Source organism: Burkholderia sp. AU15512 (assembly GCF_002223325.1).
GTDB lineage: Bacteria > Pseudomonadota > Gammaproteobacteria > Burkholderiales > Burkholderiaceae > Burkholderia.
In genome coordinates, this window is the sequence record NZ_NKEX01000006.1 from 1,890,230 (window position 1) to 1,907,647 (window position 17,418).

Consider the following 17,418-nt stretch of genomic DNA (forward strand, 5'->3'; position numbering starts at 1 on the left):
AGAGAAACGCCACCGGCATCACGCGGATGCCGGCGGCGTTCGCAGCAGAGACGCTGGAAATCAGTTCCCTTCGAGGAACGACTTCAGCTTGTCGGAACGGCTCGGGTGACGCAGCTTGCGCAGCGCCTTGGCCTCGATCTGACGGATCCGCTCACGCGTGACGTCGAACTGCTTGCCGACTTCCTCGAGCGTGTGATCGGTGCTCATCTCGATACCGAAGCGCATCCGCAGCACCTTCGCCTCGCGCGGCGTCAGCGAATCGAGCACGTCCTTCACGACGTCACGCATGCTCGCATGCAGCGCGGCATCCGCCGGCGCGACCGTGTTGGTGTCCTCGATGAAGTCGCCGAGATGGGAATCGTCGTCGTCACCGATCGGCGTTTCCATCGAGATCGGCTCCTTCGCGATCTTCATGATCTTGCGGATCTTGTCTTCCGGCATCTCCATCTTCTCGGCGAGCGTTGCCGGATCCGGCTCGAGACCGGTTTCCTGCAGGATCTGCCGCGAGATCCGGTTCATCTTGTTGATCGTCTCGATCATGTGAACCGGAATACGGATCGTGCGCGCCTGGTCCGCGATCGAACGCGTGATGGCCTGACGGATCCACCACGTCGCATAGGTCGAGAACTTGTAGCCACGACGGTATTCGAACTTGTCCACCGCCTTCATCAGGCCGATGTTGCCTTCCTGGATCAGGTCGAGGAACTGCAGGCCGCGGTTCGTGTACTTCTTCGCGATCGAGATCACGAGACGCAGGTTCGCCTCGGTCATTTCGCGCTTCGCCTGGCGCGCCTTCAGTTCGCCGGCCGCCATCTGACGGTTGGTTTCCTTCAGGTCCTTCAGCGGCAGCACGACGCGCGCCTGCAGGTCGAGCAGGCGCTGCTGCTGTTCGCGGATCGCCGGGATGTTACGCGACAGCACCGCGCTGTACGAATGGCCTTCGGCCATGATCTTCTCGGCCCAGTCGAGATCGGTCTCGCTGCCCGGGAAGCGCGCGATGAATTCCGAGCGCGGCATGCCGCACTTGTCGACGACGATGTGCAGGATCTGGCGTTCGACCTGACGCACTTCGTCCACCTGCGCACGCAGCGTGTCGCACAGGCGTTCGACGGTACGCGCGGTGAAGCGGATCGTCATCAGTTCGGTCTGGATCGTTTCCTGCGCCTTCAGGTAGGCCTTCGACTTGTAGCCTTCCTTTTCGAATGCGCGGCGCATCTTGTCGAACCACTCGCTGATCTGCGAGAACTTCTCGAGCGACGCACGCTTGAGGGCTTCGAGCTGGGCGGCGTTGGCCGATGCCTGCGCGGCACCGTCATCTTCCTCCTCTTCCTCTTCCTCCTCTTCCTCTTCGGCTTCCTCGTCCTCGTTCTCGATGGCTTCCGCTTCCTTCGCGGAGAAGCCGTCGGTATCGGCGGAGTCCGAAGCATTCGGATCGAGCAGGCCGTCGACGAGCTCGTCGACGCGGATCTCTTCGTTCGCGACGCGTTCGGCCATCGCGAGGATGTCGGCGATCGTCGTCGGGCACGCGGAGATGGCCATCACCATGTGACGCAGGCCGTCCTCGATCCGCTTCGCGATCTCGATTTCGCCTTCGCGCGTGAGCAGCTCGACCGTGCCCATTTCACGCATGTACATCCGGACCGGATCGGTCGTGCGGCCGAATTCCGAATCGACGGTGGACAGCGCGACTTCCGCTTCCTCTTCGACTTCATCGTCCGACGACGCGGCGGGCGCGTTGTCGTTCAGGAGCAGCGTTTCCGCGTCCGGCGCCTGCTCGTAGACCGCCACGCCCATGTCGTTGAACGTGCCGATGATGCCCTCGAGGGCTTCGGTCTCGGTGAAGTTGTCCGGCAGGTGGTCGTTGATTTCGGCGTACGTCAGGAAGCCGCGCTCCTTGCCGAGCTTGATCAGCGCGCGCAGTTTCACGCGGCGCTCTTCGAGCTCCTCGGCCGTACCCGGCGTGCTCGTCGCGAACGCTTCCTTCAGCAGCGCCTTTTCCTTGGCGCGACGATCGCGCACCTTGGATTTGCCCGGTGCAGCCGCCGCTGCTGCGGGCTGCTCGTCGCTCTGATTTGCGTCGTCTTCGACGGATACTTCGTTCAGCTTTTTGGTCATGGAGTTCGCCGTACCGGCTATATCGACTCGCGGCTGCTGGACGACAGCCGGTTGAACCGTGGGTGCATGAGTAGTACGTACTGCCGTTTCGTCCGCGGCGGCAGTCGTGTCCCTTGCGCTTTTCGCACTTGCCCGCTTCGCCGCCGGCTTGGCCGGCCCGGAGTCGGGTCTGGCGGCAGCCCGTGTTCTGGCTGCCGGCGCCGGCGCAGCCTGAGCAGTGCCGGCCGCGGTTTTCTTTCCTGCTGGGGCTGACGTGGCTGAAGACGTTGTCCTGGTGGAAGAAGCAGACTTGGCCGCTGTGACCTTTTTGGTCGGCTCCGTCGAGCCCTTGCCTGTTGCTTTCTTTCCGCCTGTCGTCTTTGCCATCGCGATTCTCGCCTCTGCTTAGAAAACAAACCGCTGGAAACCTTATATTATAGCACGCTGGGGAGCCCTCTCTAAGCTCTCCAGCCGCCTACAGCCCGAGCCGACGCTTCATGTCGGTCCGCTGCTGGTTCAATTCCGTCAATTCGGCCAATTCCTCGGGTGTGAAGGCAGATTGCCGCGCCAGCCTGTCAAGCCGGTCGCAGCAAGCGTCGTAACGCATCTTGAGTACCGCCGCCTGCAGTTCCTCCCCCGCGATCCGTTCCTGTTCACGCTGCCGCTCGGGCACCGTCTCGTCTTCCGGATTCTGTAACAGCAAGTCGCGGACGTTTTCATCATAGTCCAGAATTTCGCGGAAGATTTCCTCGTAAGTCGCTCCATTCGAGGACGTCCGCAGGACATCCGACAGCAGCCGGAACTCCGCGCCCTCGCCCAGCGCGCGCGCATGATCGACGACTTCCGCGAACAGCTCACCGATGCGCGGCAATGCGCGCAGGGTCGCCAGCTGCTCATCGTCGAGCTGCGACGCGATGCGCGGATGCATCACCAGCGTGCGCAATGCCCGCTTTTCACTGTCCGTCACGCGGCGCCGCTCGCTGCGCGGGGGCGCCTGGCGCGGCGGTGCCGCGATCCGCGTATCGACGTCGGACAGCGCCGCGACCTCTTCGAACGGGATGTCGAGGCGGTCGGCGAACATGTGCATGATCTGCGCGCGCAACGCGTTCGCGGGCAGCGCCTGCAACAACGGCTTCGCATCGAACAGCGCCTTCGCGCGGCCTTCCGGCTGATCGAGCGCCTTGCCGGCAATTGCTTCGTTCAGCAAAAATTGCGACAACGGCATCGCGCGCTCGACCTGCTCGGAGAACGCCGCCTCGCCGAACTCGCGCACATAGCTGTCCGGATCGTGCTCGGCCGGCAAAAAAAGGAACCGGATCGTGCGGTTGTCCCCCGCATGCGGCAAGCAGGCCTCGAGCGCTCGCCGGGCCGCTCGCCGCCCGGCCGAATCGCCGTCGAAGCTGAAAATGACCGTATCGGTCTGGCGCAGCAGCTTCTGCACGTGAATCGGCGTGCACGCGGTGCCGAGCGTCGCGACCGCGTTCGGGAACCCGAGCTGGGCGAGCGCGACGACGTCCATGTAGCCTTCGACGACCAGCACGTACTTGCGCTCGCGAATCGCGAGCCGCGCCTCGAACAGGCCATACAGTTCGCTGCCCTTATTGAACAGCGGGGTTTCAGGCGAATTCAGGTACTTCGGCTCGCCGCTGCCGAGCACGCGCCCGCCGAAGCCGATCACCTGGCCTTTCACATTGCGGATCGGGAACATGATCCGCTCGCGGAACCGGTCGTAGCGGCGCGCGACGCCCTGCGCATCGGTCTTCTCGCTGACGATCACGAGCCCCGACTCGACGAGCGACTCGTCGCGATAGTCAGGGAACGCGGCTTCGAGGTTCTGCCAGCCGTCCGGTGCGTAGCCGAGCCCGAAGCGCGCGGCAATCTCGCCGGTCAGGCCCCGGTTCTTCAGGTACTGGATCGCGACGGTCGCGCCGCGCAACTGCTTGCGGTAGTAATCGCACGCGGCGGTCATCGCATCGGACAACGCAGTCGCGACCGATTTCGACACGGGCGCCGGATAGTCACCGCCACCGCCGCCGCTCCCACCGCCGCCGCGCATCGACGGCTCGTGCGGCACGGTCAGCCCGACGGACTGCGCGAGATCCTGCACGGCCTCCGGGAATGTGAGCCCCGCGTGTTCCATCAGGAAGCCGATCGCCGTGCCGTGAGCCCCGCAACCGAAGCAGTGATAGAACTGCTTGGTCGGGCTGACGGTAAACGACGGGCTCTTCTCGTTATGGAACGGGCACAGCCCCATGAAATTGGCGCCGCCCTTCTTGAGCTGCACGTACTTGCCCACCACGTCGACGATATCGACGCGGTTCAGCAAGTCCTGCAGGAACGAATGCGGAATCACCGTGGGATCGAGCGAAAAAAGACAATACGACACCCCCGCGCATGCATCGCACGCGCCGGGGAAACAGGTGTTACTTCGTGAGCGCGGCCTTGACCAGCGCGGAAATGGCCGTCATGTCGGCGCGGCCGGCGAGCTTGCCCTTCAGCACGCCCATCACCTTGCCCATGTCCTGCGGGCCGGCGGCGCCCGTCTGCGCGACCGCTGCCTGGACTTCGGCGGCCACCTCGGCCTCCGACAGCTGCTCGGGCATGTAGCCGCTCAGCACGACCAGTTCGGCCTGCTCCTTCGCGACGAGGTCGTCACGGTTGGCTGCCTGGAACTGGCTGATCGAATCCTTGCGCTGCTTGATCATCTTGTCGATCACGGCCGTGATGCCCGCATCGTCGAGGGTGATCTGATCGTCGACTTCGCGTTGCTTGATCGCGGCCATCAGCAGGCGAATCGTTGCCAGGCGCTCGCTGTCCTTCGCGCGCATCGCGGCCTTCATGTCTTCGCTGATCTGCTCTTTCAAACTCATCTTTCACCCGGGAAGGAAACGTGAATCCGACGCCCGCCAAGGGCGTCAACACAAAAACCCGCTTGGGACAATGTCTCAAGCGGGTTGCTCGAATCCGGCATCGGCGGCTCGCCCGATCGGTCGCACGATCATGCTCGATCTTTCGCGATCACCTGATCGCACGGAGTCGCCGGTGCGCCGCTCAGCGAACCGCGCGGCGCCCAATCGTTCAGTACAGCTTCTTCGGCAGTGTCTGGCTACGGATGCGCTTGTAATGACGCTTCACTGCAGCAGCCTTCTTGCGCTTGCGCTCCGCGGTCGGCTTCTCGTAAAACTCGCGCGCACGAAGCTCGGTCAACAGACCATTCTTCTCGATCGTACGCTTGAAGCGACGCATTGCAACTTCGAACGGCTCGTTCTCTTTAACGCGAATGATCGTCATGATCCGACACGAATAAAGGTTTGCAAGGAAAGACTACCGAGTATAGCAGAGCGATTGCCTAAAGGCACGGGGCCCGGCCCCGCCAAAACGGCGTCGGCCCAGCCCCGTCAGGCGCCGCGCGCATACTCCGCCGCGGCCTGTCCGGCCGCCGTGCCGGACGCCCACGCCCACTGGAAGTTGTAGCCGCCGAGCCAGCCCGTCACGTCCACCGCCTCGCCGACGAAGAACAGCCCCGGTACGCGCGCGCTCATCATCGTCGTCGACGATAGATCACGCGTATCGACCCCGCCCTTCGTTACCTCGGCCTTCTTGTAGCCCTCGGTGCCGTTCGGCGTCAGCGTCCAGCCGGACAGCGCATCGCCGATCTGGCGCAGCGTCTTGTCGGGCAGATCCGCGAGCCGTGCGTCGGCCGCGACGCGATGCGTGTCGAGCCACGCATGCGCGAGGCGCGACGGCACCCAGTCCGCGAGCAGCGAACCGATCTGGCGCTTCGACGTGCGTTTCGCGTCGAGCAAGTCGGCCACCGTGTCGCGCTGCGGCAGCAGATCGACGCGAATCGGGTCGCCAGGCTGCCAGTAGCTCGAGATCTGCAGGATCCCGGGCCCGGACAGGCCGCGATGGGTCAGCAGCAGATCCTCGACGAATTCGCCGCCGCGCTTCCTGTCGCCGGTCGAGACGCGCACTTCGAGCGACACGCCGGACAACGCCGCGAACGGCTCCCAGTCCTGCTGCGCGAACGTCAACGGCACGAGCGCGGGCCGCGTATCGATGAGCTTGTGACCGAACTGCTTGGCGATCCGGTAACCGAAGTCGGTCGCGCCGATCTTCGGGATCGACAGGCCGCCGGTCGCGATGATCAGTGCGCGCGCACCGATCGTCCCGGCCTGCTGCGTGTCGAGCGTGAAGCCGTCGGACGGCGCGTGGCGCACCGCGTCGACGACGACGGGCCGGCGCCACGCGATACCGCCCGCGTCGCACTCATGCTTCAGCACGTCGATGATCGCGTCGCTGCCGTGGTCGCAAAAGAGCTGGCCCTTGTGCTTTTCGTGCCAGGTCACGTGATGGCGCTTGAGCAGCCCGAGGAAGTCGCGCGGCGTATAGCGCGCCAGCGCCGAGCGCGCGAAATGCGGATTCGACGACAGATAGTTGTCGGGGCCGGCGTACAGGTTCGTGAAGTTGCAGCGGCCGCCGCCCGAGATGCGGATCTTCTCGGCGAGCCGCGGCGCGTGATCGATCAGCACGACGCGGCGGCCGAGCTGCCCGGCCACCGCGGCGCTCATCATTCCGGCGGCGCCCGCGCCGATCACGGCGATGTCATAAGTTTCCATGGCGCGGATTGTACCTGCCCGGCATGCGGCCCGGGCCGCTGCCAGCGGGGGCGGGCCCTCGCCTGCTATACTTTCTGGTTACGTTGACCTTCCCGCGGCGCGCCCGATACGGCGTGCCCTGCCCGTACCCATGCTCGTTCTCGGCATCGAAAGCTCCTGCGACGAAACCGGCCTCGCGCTCTACGACACGCAGCGCGGCCTGCTCGCGCACGCGCTCCACTCGCAGATCGCCATGCACCGCGAATACGGCGGCGTCGTGCCCGAGCTCGCATCGCGCGACCACATCCGCCGCGCGCTGCCGCTGCTCGAGGAAGTGATGGCGCAAAGCGGCACGCGCCGCGACGACATCGACGCGATCGCGTTCACACAGGGCCCCGGCCTCGCCGGCGCGCTGCTGGTCGGCGCGAGCATCGCGAATGCGCTCGCGCTCGCCTGGAACAAGCCGACCGTCGGCATCCACCACCTCGAAGGCCACCTGCTGTCGCCGCTGCTCGTCGACCAGCCACCGCCGTTCCCGTTCGTCGCGCTGCTGGTGTCCGGCGGGCACACGCAACTGATGCGCGTGACCGACGTCGGCGTGTACGAGACGCTCGGCGAAACGCTCGACGACGCGGCCGGCGAAGCATTCGACAAGACGGCCAAGCTGATTGGCCTCGGCTACCCGGGCGGCCCGGAAGTGTCGAAGCTCGCCGAGACCGGCACGCCGGGTGCGGTCGTCCTGCCGCGCCCGATGCTGCATTCGGGCGACCTCGACTTCAGCTTCAGCGGCCTGAAGACGGCTGTACTCACGCAGATGAAGAAGTTCGAAGCGGCCAGGCTCGAAGGTGAAGCACTCGAACGCGCGAAGGCCGACCTCGCGCGCGGCTTCGTCGACGCGGCCGTCGACGTGCTCGTCGCCAAGTCGCTCGCCGCACTGAAGAAGACAAAGCTCAAGCGTCTCGTGGTCGCGGGCGGGGTCGGCGCGAACCGCCAGTTGCGCGCGGCACTGTCGGCCGCCGCGGCCAAGCGCGGCTTCGATGTGCATTACCCCGATCTCGCGCTCTGCACCGACAACGGCGCAATGATCGCGCTCGCAGGCGCGTTGCGGCTCGGCCGCTGGCCCGAGCAGGCGAATGCCGACTACGCATTCACGGTGAAGCCGCGCTGGGATCTCGCGTCGCTCGCGCGCTGAGCCGCGCCACGCACGCGACGCAACGTCGCACCGGCAAACAGAAAGGCCGCTCAAAAATGAGCGGCCTTTCTTCATCGACGCAACAAAACGCCGCGGCGTTATGCAGCCAGTCGCTTGTCGCGTTCGATCAGCGCATACGCGCTGTGATTGTGGATCGACTCGAAGTTCTCGGCTTCGAGCACGTATGCCACCACACGCTCGTCCGCATCGAGACGCTGCGCGACGTCACGCACGAGATCCTCGACGAACTTCGGGTTCTCGTAAGCGCGCTCGGTGACGAACTTCTCGTCCGGACGCTTCAGCAGGCCCCACAGCTCGCACGACGCCTCTTCCTCGGCGATGCGGATCAGCGCCTCGACCGGCAGGTCGGCCGCGAGCTCCGCGTCGATCGTCACGTGCGAACGCTGGTTGTGCGCGCCGTACTGCGAGATCTTCTTCGAGCACGGGCACAGGCTCGTCACGGGCACGAGCACCTTCAGGAACAGGCGCGTATCGCCGTTGCGGCTTTCGCCCGCGAGCGTCACTTCATAATCGAGCAGGCTCTGCACGCCCGACACCGGCGCCGTCTTGTTCACGAAGTACGGGAACGTGACTTCGATGCGACCGGCTTCGGCTTCCAGCTTCTCGAGCATCGATGCGAGCATCGCGCGAAAACGCTCGACCGTCAGCGGTGCACGGTTCTCTTCGAGCAGCGCGACGAAGCGCGACATGTGCGTGCCCTTCTGGTCGGCCGGCAGGCGGACATCGAGGTTCCAGACACCGACGGTCGGCTGCACGTCGCCGCTTTCAGTGCACACCGTCAACGGATGCCGGACCGCCTTCACGCCCACACGCTGAATCGGAATCTGGCGGGTATCCACCGTGCTCTGCACGTCGGGCATCACGAAGGCGGGATTCATCTGGTTCATCTTGTTCAATCCTTGTAAGCCGCGCGTTCGACGACGCGCACGCCGCGTCATGCGGCAGCCGGAAAAGCAACATGGGCCCGCAGGCCCATGTTTTCCGCATCAATGAAGACCGGTTGCGCCAGTCGCACCGACATCGCCCGCGGGCGGCGCCAGCTTATGCGACGCGCTTCGCCTGACCGGCGACGTCGGCCGCCGGATTCAGAAAGCGTTCGCGAATCGATTTCGCGATACCCGCGCCGTCGAGGCCGCATTGCGACAGCAGCTTCGCGGGGTCGCCGTGATCGATGAACAGGTCAGGGAGGCCCAATTGTAGTACGGGCCGGATAACCCCACTCTCCATCAGGGCTTCCACGCAGGCCGAGCCCGCGCCACCCATCACGCAGCCTTCCTCGACCGTGACGAGGTAGTCATGCGTCTCGGCGAGTTCGCGCACGAGCGCCGCATCGATCGGCTTCACGAAGCGCATGTTCGCGACGGTTGCGTCGAGCTCCTCGGCCGCGGCGAGCGACGGCGCGACCATCGTGCCGAACGCGAGGATCGCGACGCGCTTGCCTTCCGGCTGCGACGTCTGGCGACGCACTTCACCCTTGCCGAGCGGGATCTCGGTGAATTCCTTCACCGTCGGCACACCCGTGCCCGCGCCGCGCGGATAGCGCACCGCGGTCGGGTTCGGCTGCTGCAGCGCCGTGTGCAGCATCTGGCGGCATTCGTTCTCGTCGGACGCAGCCATGATCGTCATGTTCGGGATGCAGCGCATGAACGCGAGATCGTACGCGCCCGCGTGCGTCGCACCGTCCGCGCCGACGAGGCCCGCGCGGTCGATCGCGAACACGACCGGCAGGTTCTGCAGCGCGACGTCGTGGATCAGCTGGTCGTATGCACGCTGCAGGAACGTCGAGTAGATCGCGACGACCGGCTTGAGGCCTTCGGTTGCCATGCCGCCCGCGAACGTCACCGCGTGCTGCTCGGCGATGCCGACGTCGTAGTAGCGATCCTTGAAGCGCTTCTCGAACTCGACCATGCCCGAGCCTTCGCGCATCGCGGGCGTGATGCCGACGACGCGCGTATCGCGCTCGGCTTCGTCGCACAGCCACTCGCCGAACACCTGCGTGTACGTCTTCTTCGCGGGCGTGGTCGACGGCTTGATGCCTTCGGCCGGGTTGAACTTGCCGGGGCCGTGGTAGAGCACGGGATCGGCTTCGGCGAGCTTGTAGCCCTGGCCTTTCTTCGTCACCACGTGCAGGAACTGCGGGCCGCGCAGTTCGCGGATGTTCTGCAGCGTCGGGATCAGCGAATCGAGATCGTGACCGTCGATCGGGCCGATGTAGTTGAAGCCGAACTCTTCGAAGAGGGTAGCCGGCACGACCATGCCCTTCGCGTGCTCTTCGAGCTTGCGTGCAAGTTCGAGCACCGGCGGCGCGACGCTCAACACGCGCTCGACGCCCGCGCGCGCAGCCGCATAGAAGCGGCCCGACATCAGGCGTGCGAGATGGCGATTCAGCGCGCCGACCGGCGGCGAGATCGACATGTCGTTGTCGTTCAGGATCACGAGCACTTTCGCATCTTCCGACACGCCCGCGTTGTTCATCGCCTCGAACGCCATGCCGGCCGTCATCGCGCCATCACCGATCACGGCGATCGAGAAGCGGTCGTCGCCGTTCAGCTGACTGCCGATCGCCATGCCGAGCGCGGCCGAGATCGACGTGCTCGAGTGCGCGGTGCCGAACGTGTCGTATTCGGATTCGCTGCGGCGCGGGAAGCCCGAGATGCCGTCCTGCTGGCGCAGCGAATGCATCTGGTCGCGGCGGCCCGTCAGGATCTTGTGCGGGTAGGTCTGGTGGCCCACGTCCCAGACGATCCGATCGTTCGGCGTGTTGAACACGTAGTGCAACGCGATCGTCAGCTCGACCGTCCCGAGGTTGGACGACAAATGGCCGCCCGTCTTCGACACGCTGTCGAGCACGAACGCGCGCAGTTCATCCGCGAGCGGTTGCAGTTGGCGACGATCGAGGCGGCGCAAATCCGCCGGGTCGTCGATGGTTTTCAGCAAGTCGTACATCGTCGTTCCATTGTAGGAAATCAAACGCGCCCGCATTCTGATGCACGCACCGTAGCATGTGCGCGGCGGCGGGCTTTCGCGTCAGCTGACCCGGTTCACTACCAGGTCGGCAAGTTCGGCCAGACGCTGTGTGCGCGCGCCGAACGGTTTCAGCGCGTCGTGCGCTTCGGCGCGCAGTTGTGCTGCGAGCTCGCGCGACGCGTCGAGGCCGAGGATAGATACATAGGTCGGCTTGTCGTTCGCCGCATCCTTGCCGGCCGTCTTGCCGAGCGTCGCCGAATCGGTCGTGACGTCGAGAATATCGTCGACGACCTGGAAAGCCAGACCCACGGCCCCCGCGTATACATCGAGCGCCGCCATCGTTTCCGCGGACGGCGCCTCGCCGGCCAGCGCGCCCATCCGCACGGCCGCGCGCAGCAGTGCGCCGGTCTTCTTCCGGTGCATCGTCTCGAGCTGCTCGAGCGTCAGCTTGAGGCCGACGCTCGCCAGGTCGATCGCCTGCCCGCCGGCCATGCCGATCGAGCCGCTTGCCAGCGCCAGCTCGCGCACGAGCGCGGCCTGCTGCACCGGCGACAGCGCGGCGGCATCGGTCAGCGCAACGAACGCCTGCGACTGCAGCGCGTCACCGACGAGCAGTGCCGTCGGCTCGTCGTACTGCACGTGCACGGTCGGCTTGCCGCGACGCAGCGCGTCGTCGTCCATGCACGGCATGTCGTCGTGCACGAGCGAGTAGACGTGGATCATCTCCAGTGCGGCCGCCGCCGCATTGCGGGCCGCTTCGGTCGCGCCGGTCAGTTCGCCTGCTGCATGGCACAGCAGCGGGCGAACGCGTTTGCCGCCGCCGAGGACCGCATAGCGCATCGCCTCGTGGAGTTTCTCCGGCACCGCGGTTTCAGCGGGCAAATAGTGGCCGAGTGCGTCCTCGACACGGTCAAGCACGGACCGCATCCATTGTTCGAATGTCATAGATCGTCGTCTTCGCCGTCCGTGGCGGCCGTTCCGGACGAAAGCGGCTTCAGCGTCGCGCCGTCGAGCACGCGAACCTGCTGCTCCACTTTCTCGAGCTGCTGTTGGCAAAACGCAACGAGGGTCGCACCGCGGCGATATGCCGTCAGTGAATCCTCGAGGCTCAACGCGCCGCCTTCCATCCGGGCAACCAGCGTCTCGAGTTCCGCGAGCGCCGTTTCGTAATTGTCCGGCAACGGTTCGGTACCATTGCCGGGCGGCGTGGCGCCTGGGGATGCGGTTTTCGCCATGGACGAGGGTGTCAAATTTCAAAACAAGTCGGACATTCTACGGCAAAAGAGAATTTTCCGACCTGCCGTCGTGGCACGTGGGTACATATTCCGGCCCCACCTTCGACACACATTGTGCGCCTGCCGATTGTCGCCCGACAAAAAATTGACACAAATCAGGCACTTAATCCTAGCCTTGCGAGGCGAACCGGGTATAATTCCCCGTTTCCCTAAATCGATTTTTCGATGGTTGGGTTGTTCACTGCTTTCACGCTAACACCGGGAGTGGGAATGTCCAATCTGAGCGATGCGCTTCAGTTGAAGTCGGCTCACAGCCAGCTTCCAGTCACTGCATACTTCGATGAGGCGCTACTCGAGCGCGAGATCGAAACCCTCTTCAAGAAAGGACCTCGTTACGTCGGGCACGAATTGATGGTGCCCGAGGCGGGGGATTATTTTGCGCTGCCGTCCGAGCAGGAAGGCCGCGTGCTGGTCCGCAACCAGGCGAACCAGATCGAACTGCTGTCGAACGTCTGCCGCCACCGGCAGGCGATCATGCTCAATGGGCGCGGCCACACGCAAAACATCGTGTGCCCGCTGCACCGCTGGACGTACGATCTGGAAGGCGAGTTGCTCGGCGCGCCGCACTTCCCCGACAAGCCGTGCCTGAACCTCGGCAAGAGCCCGCTGCAGAACTGGCAGGGGCTGCTGTTCGAGGCCGAAGGCCGGAATGTCGCGCGCGACCTCGCCCACCTCGGCACGAAGCATCACTTCGACTTCTCCGAGTACCACTTCGATCACGTCGAAGTGCACGAGTGCGATTACAACTGGAAGACGTTCATCGAGGTCTACCTCGAGGATTACCACGTCGTCCCGTTCCACCCGGGCCTCGGCAGCTTCGTGTCGTGCGACGACCTCAAGTGGGAGTTCGGCGACTGGTACAGCGTGCAGACGGTCGGCGTGCACAACGCGCTCGCGAAACCGGGCAGCGCGACTTACCAGAAATGGCACGAGCAGGTGCTGAAGTTCCGCAACGGCGTGCCGCCGGAGTTCGGCGCGATCTGGATGGTCTACTACCCGGGCCTGATGATCGAGTGGTATCCGCACGTGCTCGTCGTGTCGTGGCTGATTCCGCAAGGCCCGCAAAAGACGACCAACATCGTCGAGTTCTATTACCCCGAGGAAATCGCGCTGTTCGAACGCGAGTTCGTCGAGGCCGAACGCGCCGCCTACATGGAAACGGCCGTCGAGGACGACGAGATCGCGATGCGGATGGACGCAGGCCGCCGTGCGCTGATGGCACGCGGCGAGTCGCAGGTCGGCCCGTACCAGAGCCCGATGGAAGACGGCATGCAGCACTTCCACGAGTTCCTGCGCCGCCACCTCGGCGACATCTGATAACCGGTGCGGCGCTTTGACGCCGCACGGTATCCGGCAGACGAAAAGACGGGCTTCGGCCCGTCTTTTTTTGTTTAGACTTGGAATGTCAGGCCATTCGCACTCCAGGGAGCCGTCATGCCACACACTCACTACACCACGCTCATCTCCGCCGCCAATCTCGCCGAGCGCCTGGCGGCGGCGCCCGGCAGCGTCGCGCTGTTCGACTGCCGCTTCGATCTCGTCGATCCCGCCGCCGGTGAGGCCGCCTATGCGGCCGGCCATCTCCCCGGCGCCCAATACCTCCATCTCGACCGCGACCTGTCGGGCCGCAAGACGGGCACCAACGGCCGCCATCCGCTGCCGACCCGCGACGCACTCGCCACGCTGCTCGCGAGCCGCGGCCTCAAGCAAGGCCAGCAGGTCGTCGCGTACGACGCACAAGGCGGCGCCTATGCGGCGCGCCTGTGGTGGCTGCTGCGCTGGCTTGGGCACGATTCGGTTGCCGTGCTCGACGGCGGCCTGCAGGCCTGGGAAGCGGCCGGCCAGCCGCTGACGGCCGACGTACCGCACCCGGCAGCCGGCGATTTCCGTGCGGCCGCGCCGCTCGAATCGACGGTCGACGCGGCAGCCGTGCTCGCCAACGTGAACGCACCCACGCGTGTCGTGATCGATGCGCGCGCACCCGATCGCTACCGCGGCGAAAACGAAACGATCGATCGCGTGGGTGGCCACATTCCCGGCGCACGCAACCGCTTCTTCAAGGACAACCTCACCGCCGACGGCCGCTTCAAGACCGGCCATGAACTGCGCGAGGCGTTTTCCGCCGTGCTGGCGGGCACCGAACCGAACCGCGTGATCCTACAATGCGGCTCCGGTGTGACCGCATGCCACAACGCACTGGCGCTGGAAGTTGCGGGCCTGCACGGCGCATCGCTGTATCCGGGCTCGTGGAGCGAGTGGAGCGCGGACCCGTCGCGGCCGATCGCGACCGGCCCGACACCGTAAGCGCCGGCGCGGCGCAGTCGCAACGAAGCGGCGGCCCATGCCGCCGCTTGCCGTTTACATCACGCCGTACTTGCGGAGCCACGCGATCGCGCGCTTCCAGCTCTCCTCCGCGTCGGCCTTCACATAACTCGGCCGGTAATCGGCAAAGAACGCGTGACCGGCATCCGGGTACACGACGATCTCCGATTCGCGCGCGAGCTTCGAATCGCTCGTCTGGATTGCCTTGCGCATGTCGGCGAGCGACGCCTGCGTGATGTTCGCATCCTTCTCGCCATACAGCCCGAGCACGGGCACCTTCAGCAACGATGCATGATCGACCGGGTTGAACGGCGTCATCTCGTCGGTCTTGCCTTCGACGAACCCGTACCATGCGACGGCCGCACGCACGTGCGGATTGTGCTCCGCATACAACCAGCTCTGGCGGCCGCCCCAACAGAACCCGACCACGCCGAGACGCGACAGGTCGCCGCCGTTCTTGCCGGCCCACGCGACGGTCGCATCGAGATCCTCGGTCACCTGCCGGTCCGGCACCTTGCTGACGATGTGCTCGACCAGGTCCTTGATCGTCGGATACTTCTCCGCATTGCCCTGCCGCGCGAACAGGTCCGGCGCGATCGCGAGATAGCCGAGCTTCGCGAAGCGGCGGCAGACATCGGCGATGTGCGCGTGCACGCCGAAGATCTCGTGGATCACGATGACGACCGGCAGGTTCGTCTTGTCCTTCGGCTGCGCGCGATACGCGGGCACGCTCGCGTCGCCCGAGCGGATCTCGACGGTGTCGACGTCCAGCCCTTCGCTGTCGGTCGTGACCGTCTGCGCCGACACGGGCAGCACGGCCGCCGCGAAGGCACCGCCCAGCGCGGCCTGCATGAACTTGCGGCGCGAGAACGGAACGTGGGGAACCAGGCTGTCGACTTCGGGTTTCAACATGAATGCACTCCTCGATTGGGGGCCGCCGTCACGATCACGGACACGGCATGACGGGGCATCGCGCCGGCGCACGGCGCGGATGTCGCAGCGGTTGGCACCCCGCCGCGAACGGAAACCCGGACAAGATGCCCAATAATCCGTTGTCGCGTCAACTGTCGGATATGTAAGACTCGATTACGGCGTGTTGAATCGCCACGTCGATCGTCGCGCCAAACACCGCGGGCACCCCGTCGAATCGCGATGCAACAGGCCGCATGCCGATCGCCGTTGCGCGATCGGATGCTTGCCGATTGAATCGAAAAACACGCGGTCGATGTTGCCCGTCACACGCCGGCACGACAGCCCGGCTGCCCGCAAGGAACAACGGGCGGAGAACGACGCCCGACCTGCGCGCTCCCCGCCCGCCTCACGCGCGAACGCGCGCTCAGTGCAGCTTGACGCGCGGCAGCGTCGTGCGCCGCAGCCAGTGCGCGACCGTGTCGAGCATCATGCGCGGATAGCCGTGCAGCGCGGCGATGTGCATCCGGTACAACGACATGTACATGAAGCGCGCGAACAGCCCTTCGATCAGCATGTTGCCGCCGATCAGCCCGCCCATCAGGTTGCCGACCGCGCTGAAATGGCCGAGCGACACGAGCGAGCCCAGGTCGCGATAGGTGAATTCGGGCAGCGGACGCCCATCGAGCCGGCAGCCGATTGCCTTCAGCAGGAAGCTCGCCTGCTGGTGCGCAGCCTGCGCGCGCGGCGGCACGTTGCGCTCGTTGCCGGGCCATGCGCATGCCGCACAATCGCCGAGCGCGAACACGTTGTCGTCGGTGAAGGTCTGCAGCGTGCGGCGCACGTCGAGCTGGCCGAGCTTGTTGACCTGGAGGCCATCGAGATTGGCGAGCACGGCCGGCGCCTTGATGCCCGCGGCCCAGACCGTCAGGTCGGCACGTATTGTCTTGCCGCTCGCCGTATGGACGGCCCCGGGCGCCACCTCGGTCACGCGCTCGGCGAGCATCAGCCGCACGCCGATCTTTTCGAGCAGTTCGGCCGTCGCCGACGACACGCGCTCCGGCAACGCCGGGAGGATCCGCGGCCCCGATTCGATCAGCACGATGCCGACGTCGTGCCGCGGGTCGAGCTTGTGCAGCCCGTAGGCCGACAACACCTGCGCGGTGTTGCGCAGCTCGGCGGACAGCTCGACGCCGGTCGCGCCGCCACCGACGATCGCGACCTGGATGCGCGGCTCGGCCGCTTCACCCGGCGCGGTCGGCGCCGGCGCCTGATGCTCGGCGCGCATGCACGCGGCGATGAGCCGCTTGCGGAAGCGCTCGGCCTCGCCCACGGTATCGAGCGCGATCGCGTTTTCCGCCGCACCCTGCACGCCAAAGAAGTGAGTCGTGCTGCCGATCGCGATCACGAGCGTGTCATATTCCAGCTCGCGCGCCGGCAACAACTCCTCGCCGTCGCTGTCGTTGACGGGTGACAGCGTGATGCGCTTCGCCGCGCGATCGAGCCCGGTCAACCCGCCCTGCTGGAACTCAAAGCCATGCCAGCGCGCCTGCGCCGCGTATTCGAGCTCCTGCGTGAACGGGTCCATGCTGCCGGCCGCGACCTCGTGCAGCAGCGGTTTCCAGATGTGGGTCGGATTGCGGTCGACGAGCGTGACAAGCGCACGCGCAGAACGATTGCCGCGCGCGCCGTAACGGTCGCCGAGCCGCGTCGCCAGTTCCAGGCCGCCCGCGCCTCCACCTACGATGATGATCCGATGCATCTGTTCCCCCTTTGCGATTCGAAACTGCTGCCGCCGGACGATGCGAACGCGATGCATTCGCGCGACCCGGTGGATTAACCGGTTCGGACATCATCGATGTGCAGTTCGAAGCACTTCGATTCGCCCAATCCGGAACGCGGGGCGCGCTGCCCCCGCGTCAATGACATGCATTGTCCGGGAGCTTGCGCGTTGACCACAAGCAAACCATCTCGATATTCAGCATCCCTGCAACAATATGCCGCAGGAATCGGGAACCGC

14 protein-coding genes are annotated in these 17,418 nt (G+C 65.4%); 3 read left to right on the forward strand and 11 right to left on the reverse strand.

Going from position 1 to position 17,418, the window contains the following annotated elements:
* Positions 1–60 precede the first annotated feature (60 nt).
* From rpoD to CFB43_RS27795, 5 genes are all read right to left on the reverse strand, one after another.
* Positions 61–2,481, reverse strand: coding sequence for an RNA polymerase sigma factor RpoD (gene rpoD / locus CFB43_RS27775; RefSeq protein ID WP_089427997.1), 2,421 nt, complete (start codon positions 2,479–2,481; stop codon positions 61–63).
* Positions 2,482–2,569: 88 nt separating this feature from the next.
* Entirely contained in the window at positions 2,570–4,447 is a 1,878-nt protein-coding gene (gene dnaG, locus CFB43_RS27780) for a DNA primase (RefSeq protein WP_089497399.1), read from the reverse strand.
* A gap of 70 nt (positions 4,448–4,517) precedes the next feature.
* On the reverse strand, positions 4,518–4,964 hold the full coding sequence (locus CFB43_RS27785; RefSeq protein WP_089497400.1) for a GatB/YqeY domain-containing protein: 447 nt from the start codon (positions 4,962–4,964) through the stop codon (positions 4,518–4,520).
* A 208-nt stretch (positions 4,965–5,172) separates the two neighbouring features.
* Positions 5,173–5,385, reverse strand: a complete 213-nt coding sequence (gene rpsU / locus CFB43_RS27790; RefSeq protein WP_006479415.1) for a 30S ribosomal protein S21 — start codon at positions 5,383–5,385, stop codon at positions 5,173–5,175.
* A 107-nt stretch (positions 5,386–5,492) separates the two neighbouring features.
* Entirely contained in the window at positions 5,493–6,713 is a 1,221-nt protein-coding gene (locus CFB43_RS27795) for an NAD(P)/FAD-dependent oxidoreductase (protein ID WP_089497401.1), read from the reverse strand.
* A 130-nt stretch (positions 6,714–6,843) separates the two neighbouring features.
* On the opposite strand from CFB43_RS27795, the gene tsaD reads away from it, so the two are divergent.
* A complete protein-coding gene (gene tsaD, locus CFB43_RS27800) occupies positions 6,844–7,884 on the forward strand; it encodes a tRNA (adenosine(37)-N6)-threonylcarbamoyltransferase complex transferase subunit TsaD (RefSeq protein ID WP_089497402.1) in 1,041 nt (346 codons plus the stop codon).
* Between the two features lie 98 nt (positions 7,885–7,982).
* Here tsaD and folE2 read toward each other — a convergent pair whose 3' ends face one another.
* From folE2 to CFB43_RS27820, 4 genes are all read right to left on the reverse strand, one after another.
* On the reverse strand, positions 7,983–8,792 hold the full coding sequence (folE2, locus tag CFB43_RS27805; RefSeq protein ID WP_089428001.1) for a GTP cyclohydrolase FolE2: 810 nt from the start codon (positions 8,790–8,792) through the stop codon (positions 7,983–7,985).
* Between the two features lie 154 nt (positions 8,793–8,946).
* Entirely contained in the window at positions 8,947–10,851 is a 1,905-nt protein-coding gene (gene dxs, locus CFB43_RS27810; protein ID WP_089474432.1) for a 1-deoxy-D-xylulose-5-phosphate synthase, read from the reverse strand.
* 81 nt (positions 10,852–10,932) lie between these two features.
* Positions 10,933–11,817, reverse strand: coding sequence for a polyprenyl synthetase family protein (locus CFB43_RS27815; RefSeq protein WP_089497403.1), 885 nt, complete (start codon positions 11,815–11,817; stop codon positions 10,933–10,935).
* Positions 11,814–12,107 carry an exodeoxyribonuclease VII small subunit gene (locus CFB43_RS27820; RefSeq protein ID WP_027791079.1) on the reverse strand — a complete coding sequence of 98 codons (294 nt, stop codon included), beginning with the start codon at positions 12,105–12,107 and terminating at the stop codon, positions 11,814–11,816. Before CFB43_RS27820 ends, CFB43_RS27815 begins: the two co-directional genes overlap by 4 nt.
* A 270-nt stretch (positions 12,108–12,377) precedes the next feature.
* Here CFB43_RS27820 and CFB43_RS27825 point away from each other — a divergent pair, with 270 nt between their 5' ends.
* Both CFB43_RS27825 and CFB43_RS27830 read left to right on the forward strand, forming a co-directional pair.
* A complete protein-coding gene (locus CFB43_RS27825; protein WP_089497404.1) occupies positions 12,378–13,484 on the forward strand; it encodes an aromatic ring-hydroxylating oxygenase subunit alpha in 1,107 nt (368 codons plus the stop codon).
* A gap of 117 nt (positions 13,485–13,601) precedes the next feature.
* Positions 13,602–14,471 (forward strand): sulfurtransferase, encoded by an 870-nt coding sequence (locus CFB43_RS27830; RefSeq protein ID WP_089497405.1) that lies wholly within the window; start codon positions 13,602–13,604, stop codon positions 14,469–14,471.
* 54 nt (positions 14,472–14,525) lie between these two features.
* Here CFB43_RS27830 and CFB43_RS27835 read toward each other — a convergent pair whose 3' ends face one another.
* Complete coding sequence (locus tag CFB43_RS27835; protein ID WP_069251089.1) at positions 14,526–15,401, reverse strand: dienelactone hydrolase family protein; 876 nt, start codon at positions 15,399–15,401, stop codon at positions 14,526–14,528.
* A gap of 424 nt (positions 15,402–15,825) precedes the next feature.
* On the reverse strand, positions 15,826–17,160 hold the full coding sequence (locus tag CFB43_RS27840) for an NAD(P)/FAD-dependent oxidoreductase (protein WP_089474427.1): 1,335 nt from the start codon (positions 17,158–17,160) through the stop codon (positions 15,826–15,828).
* Positions 17,161–17,418: the final 258 nt, after the last annotated feature.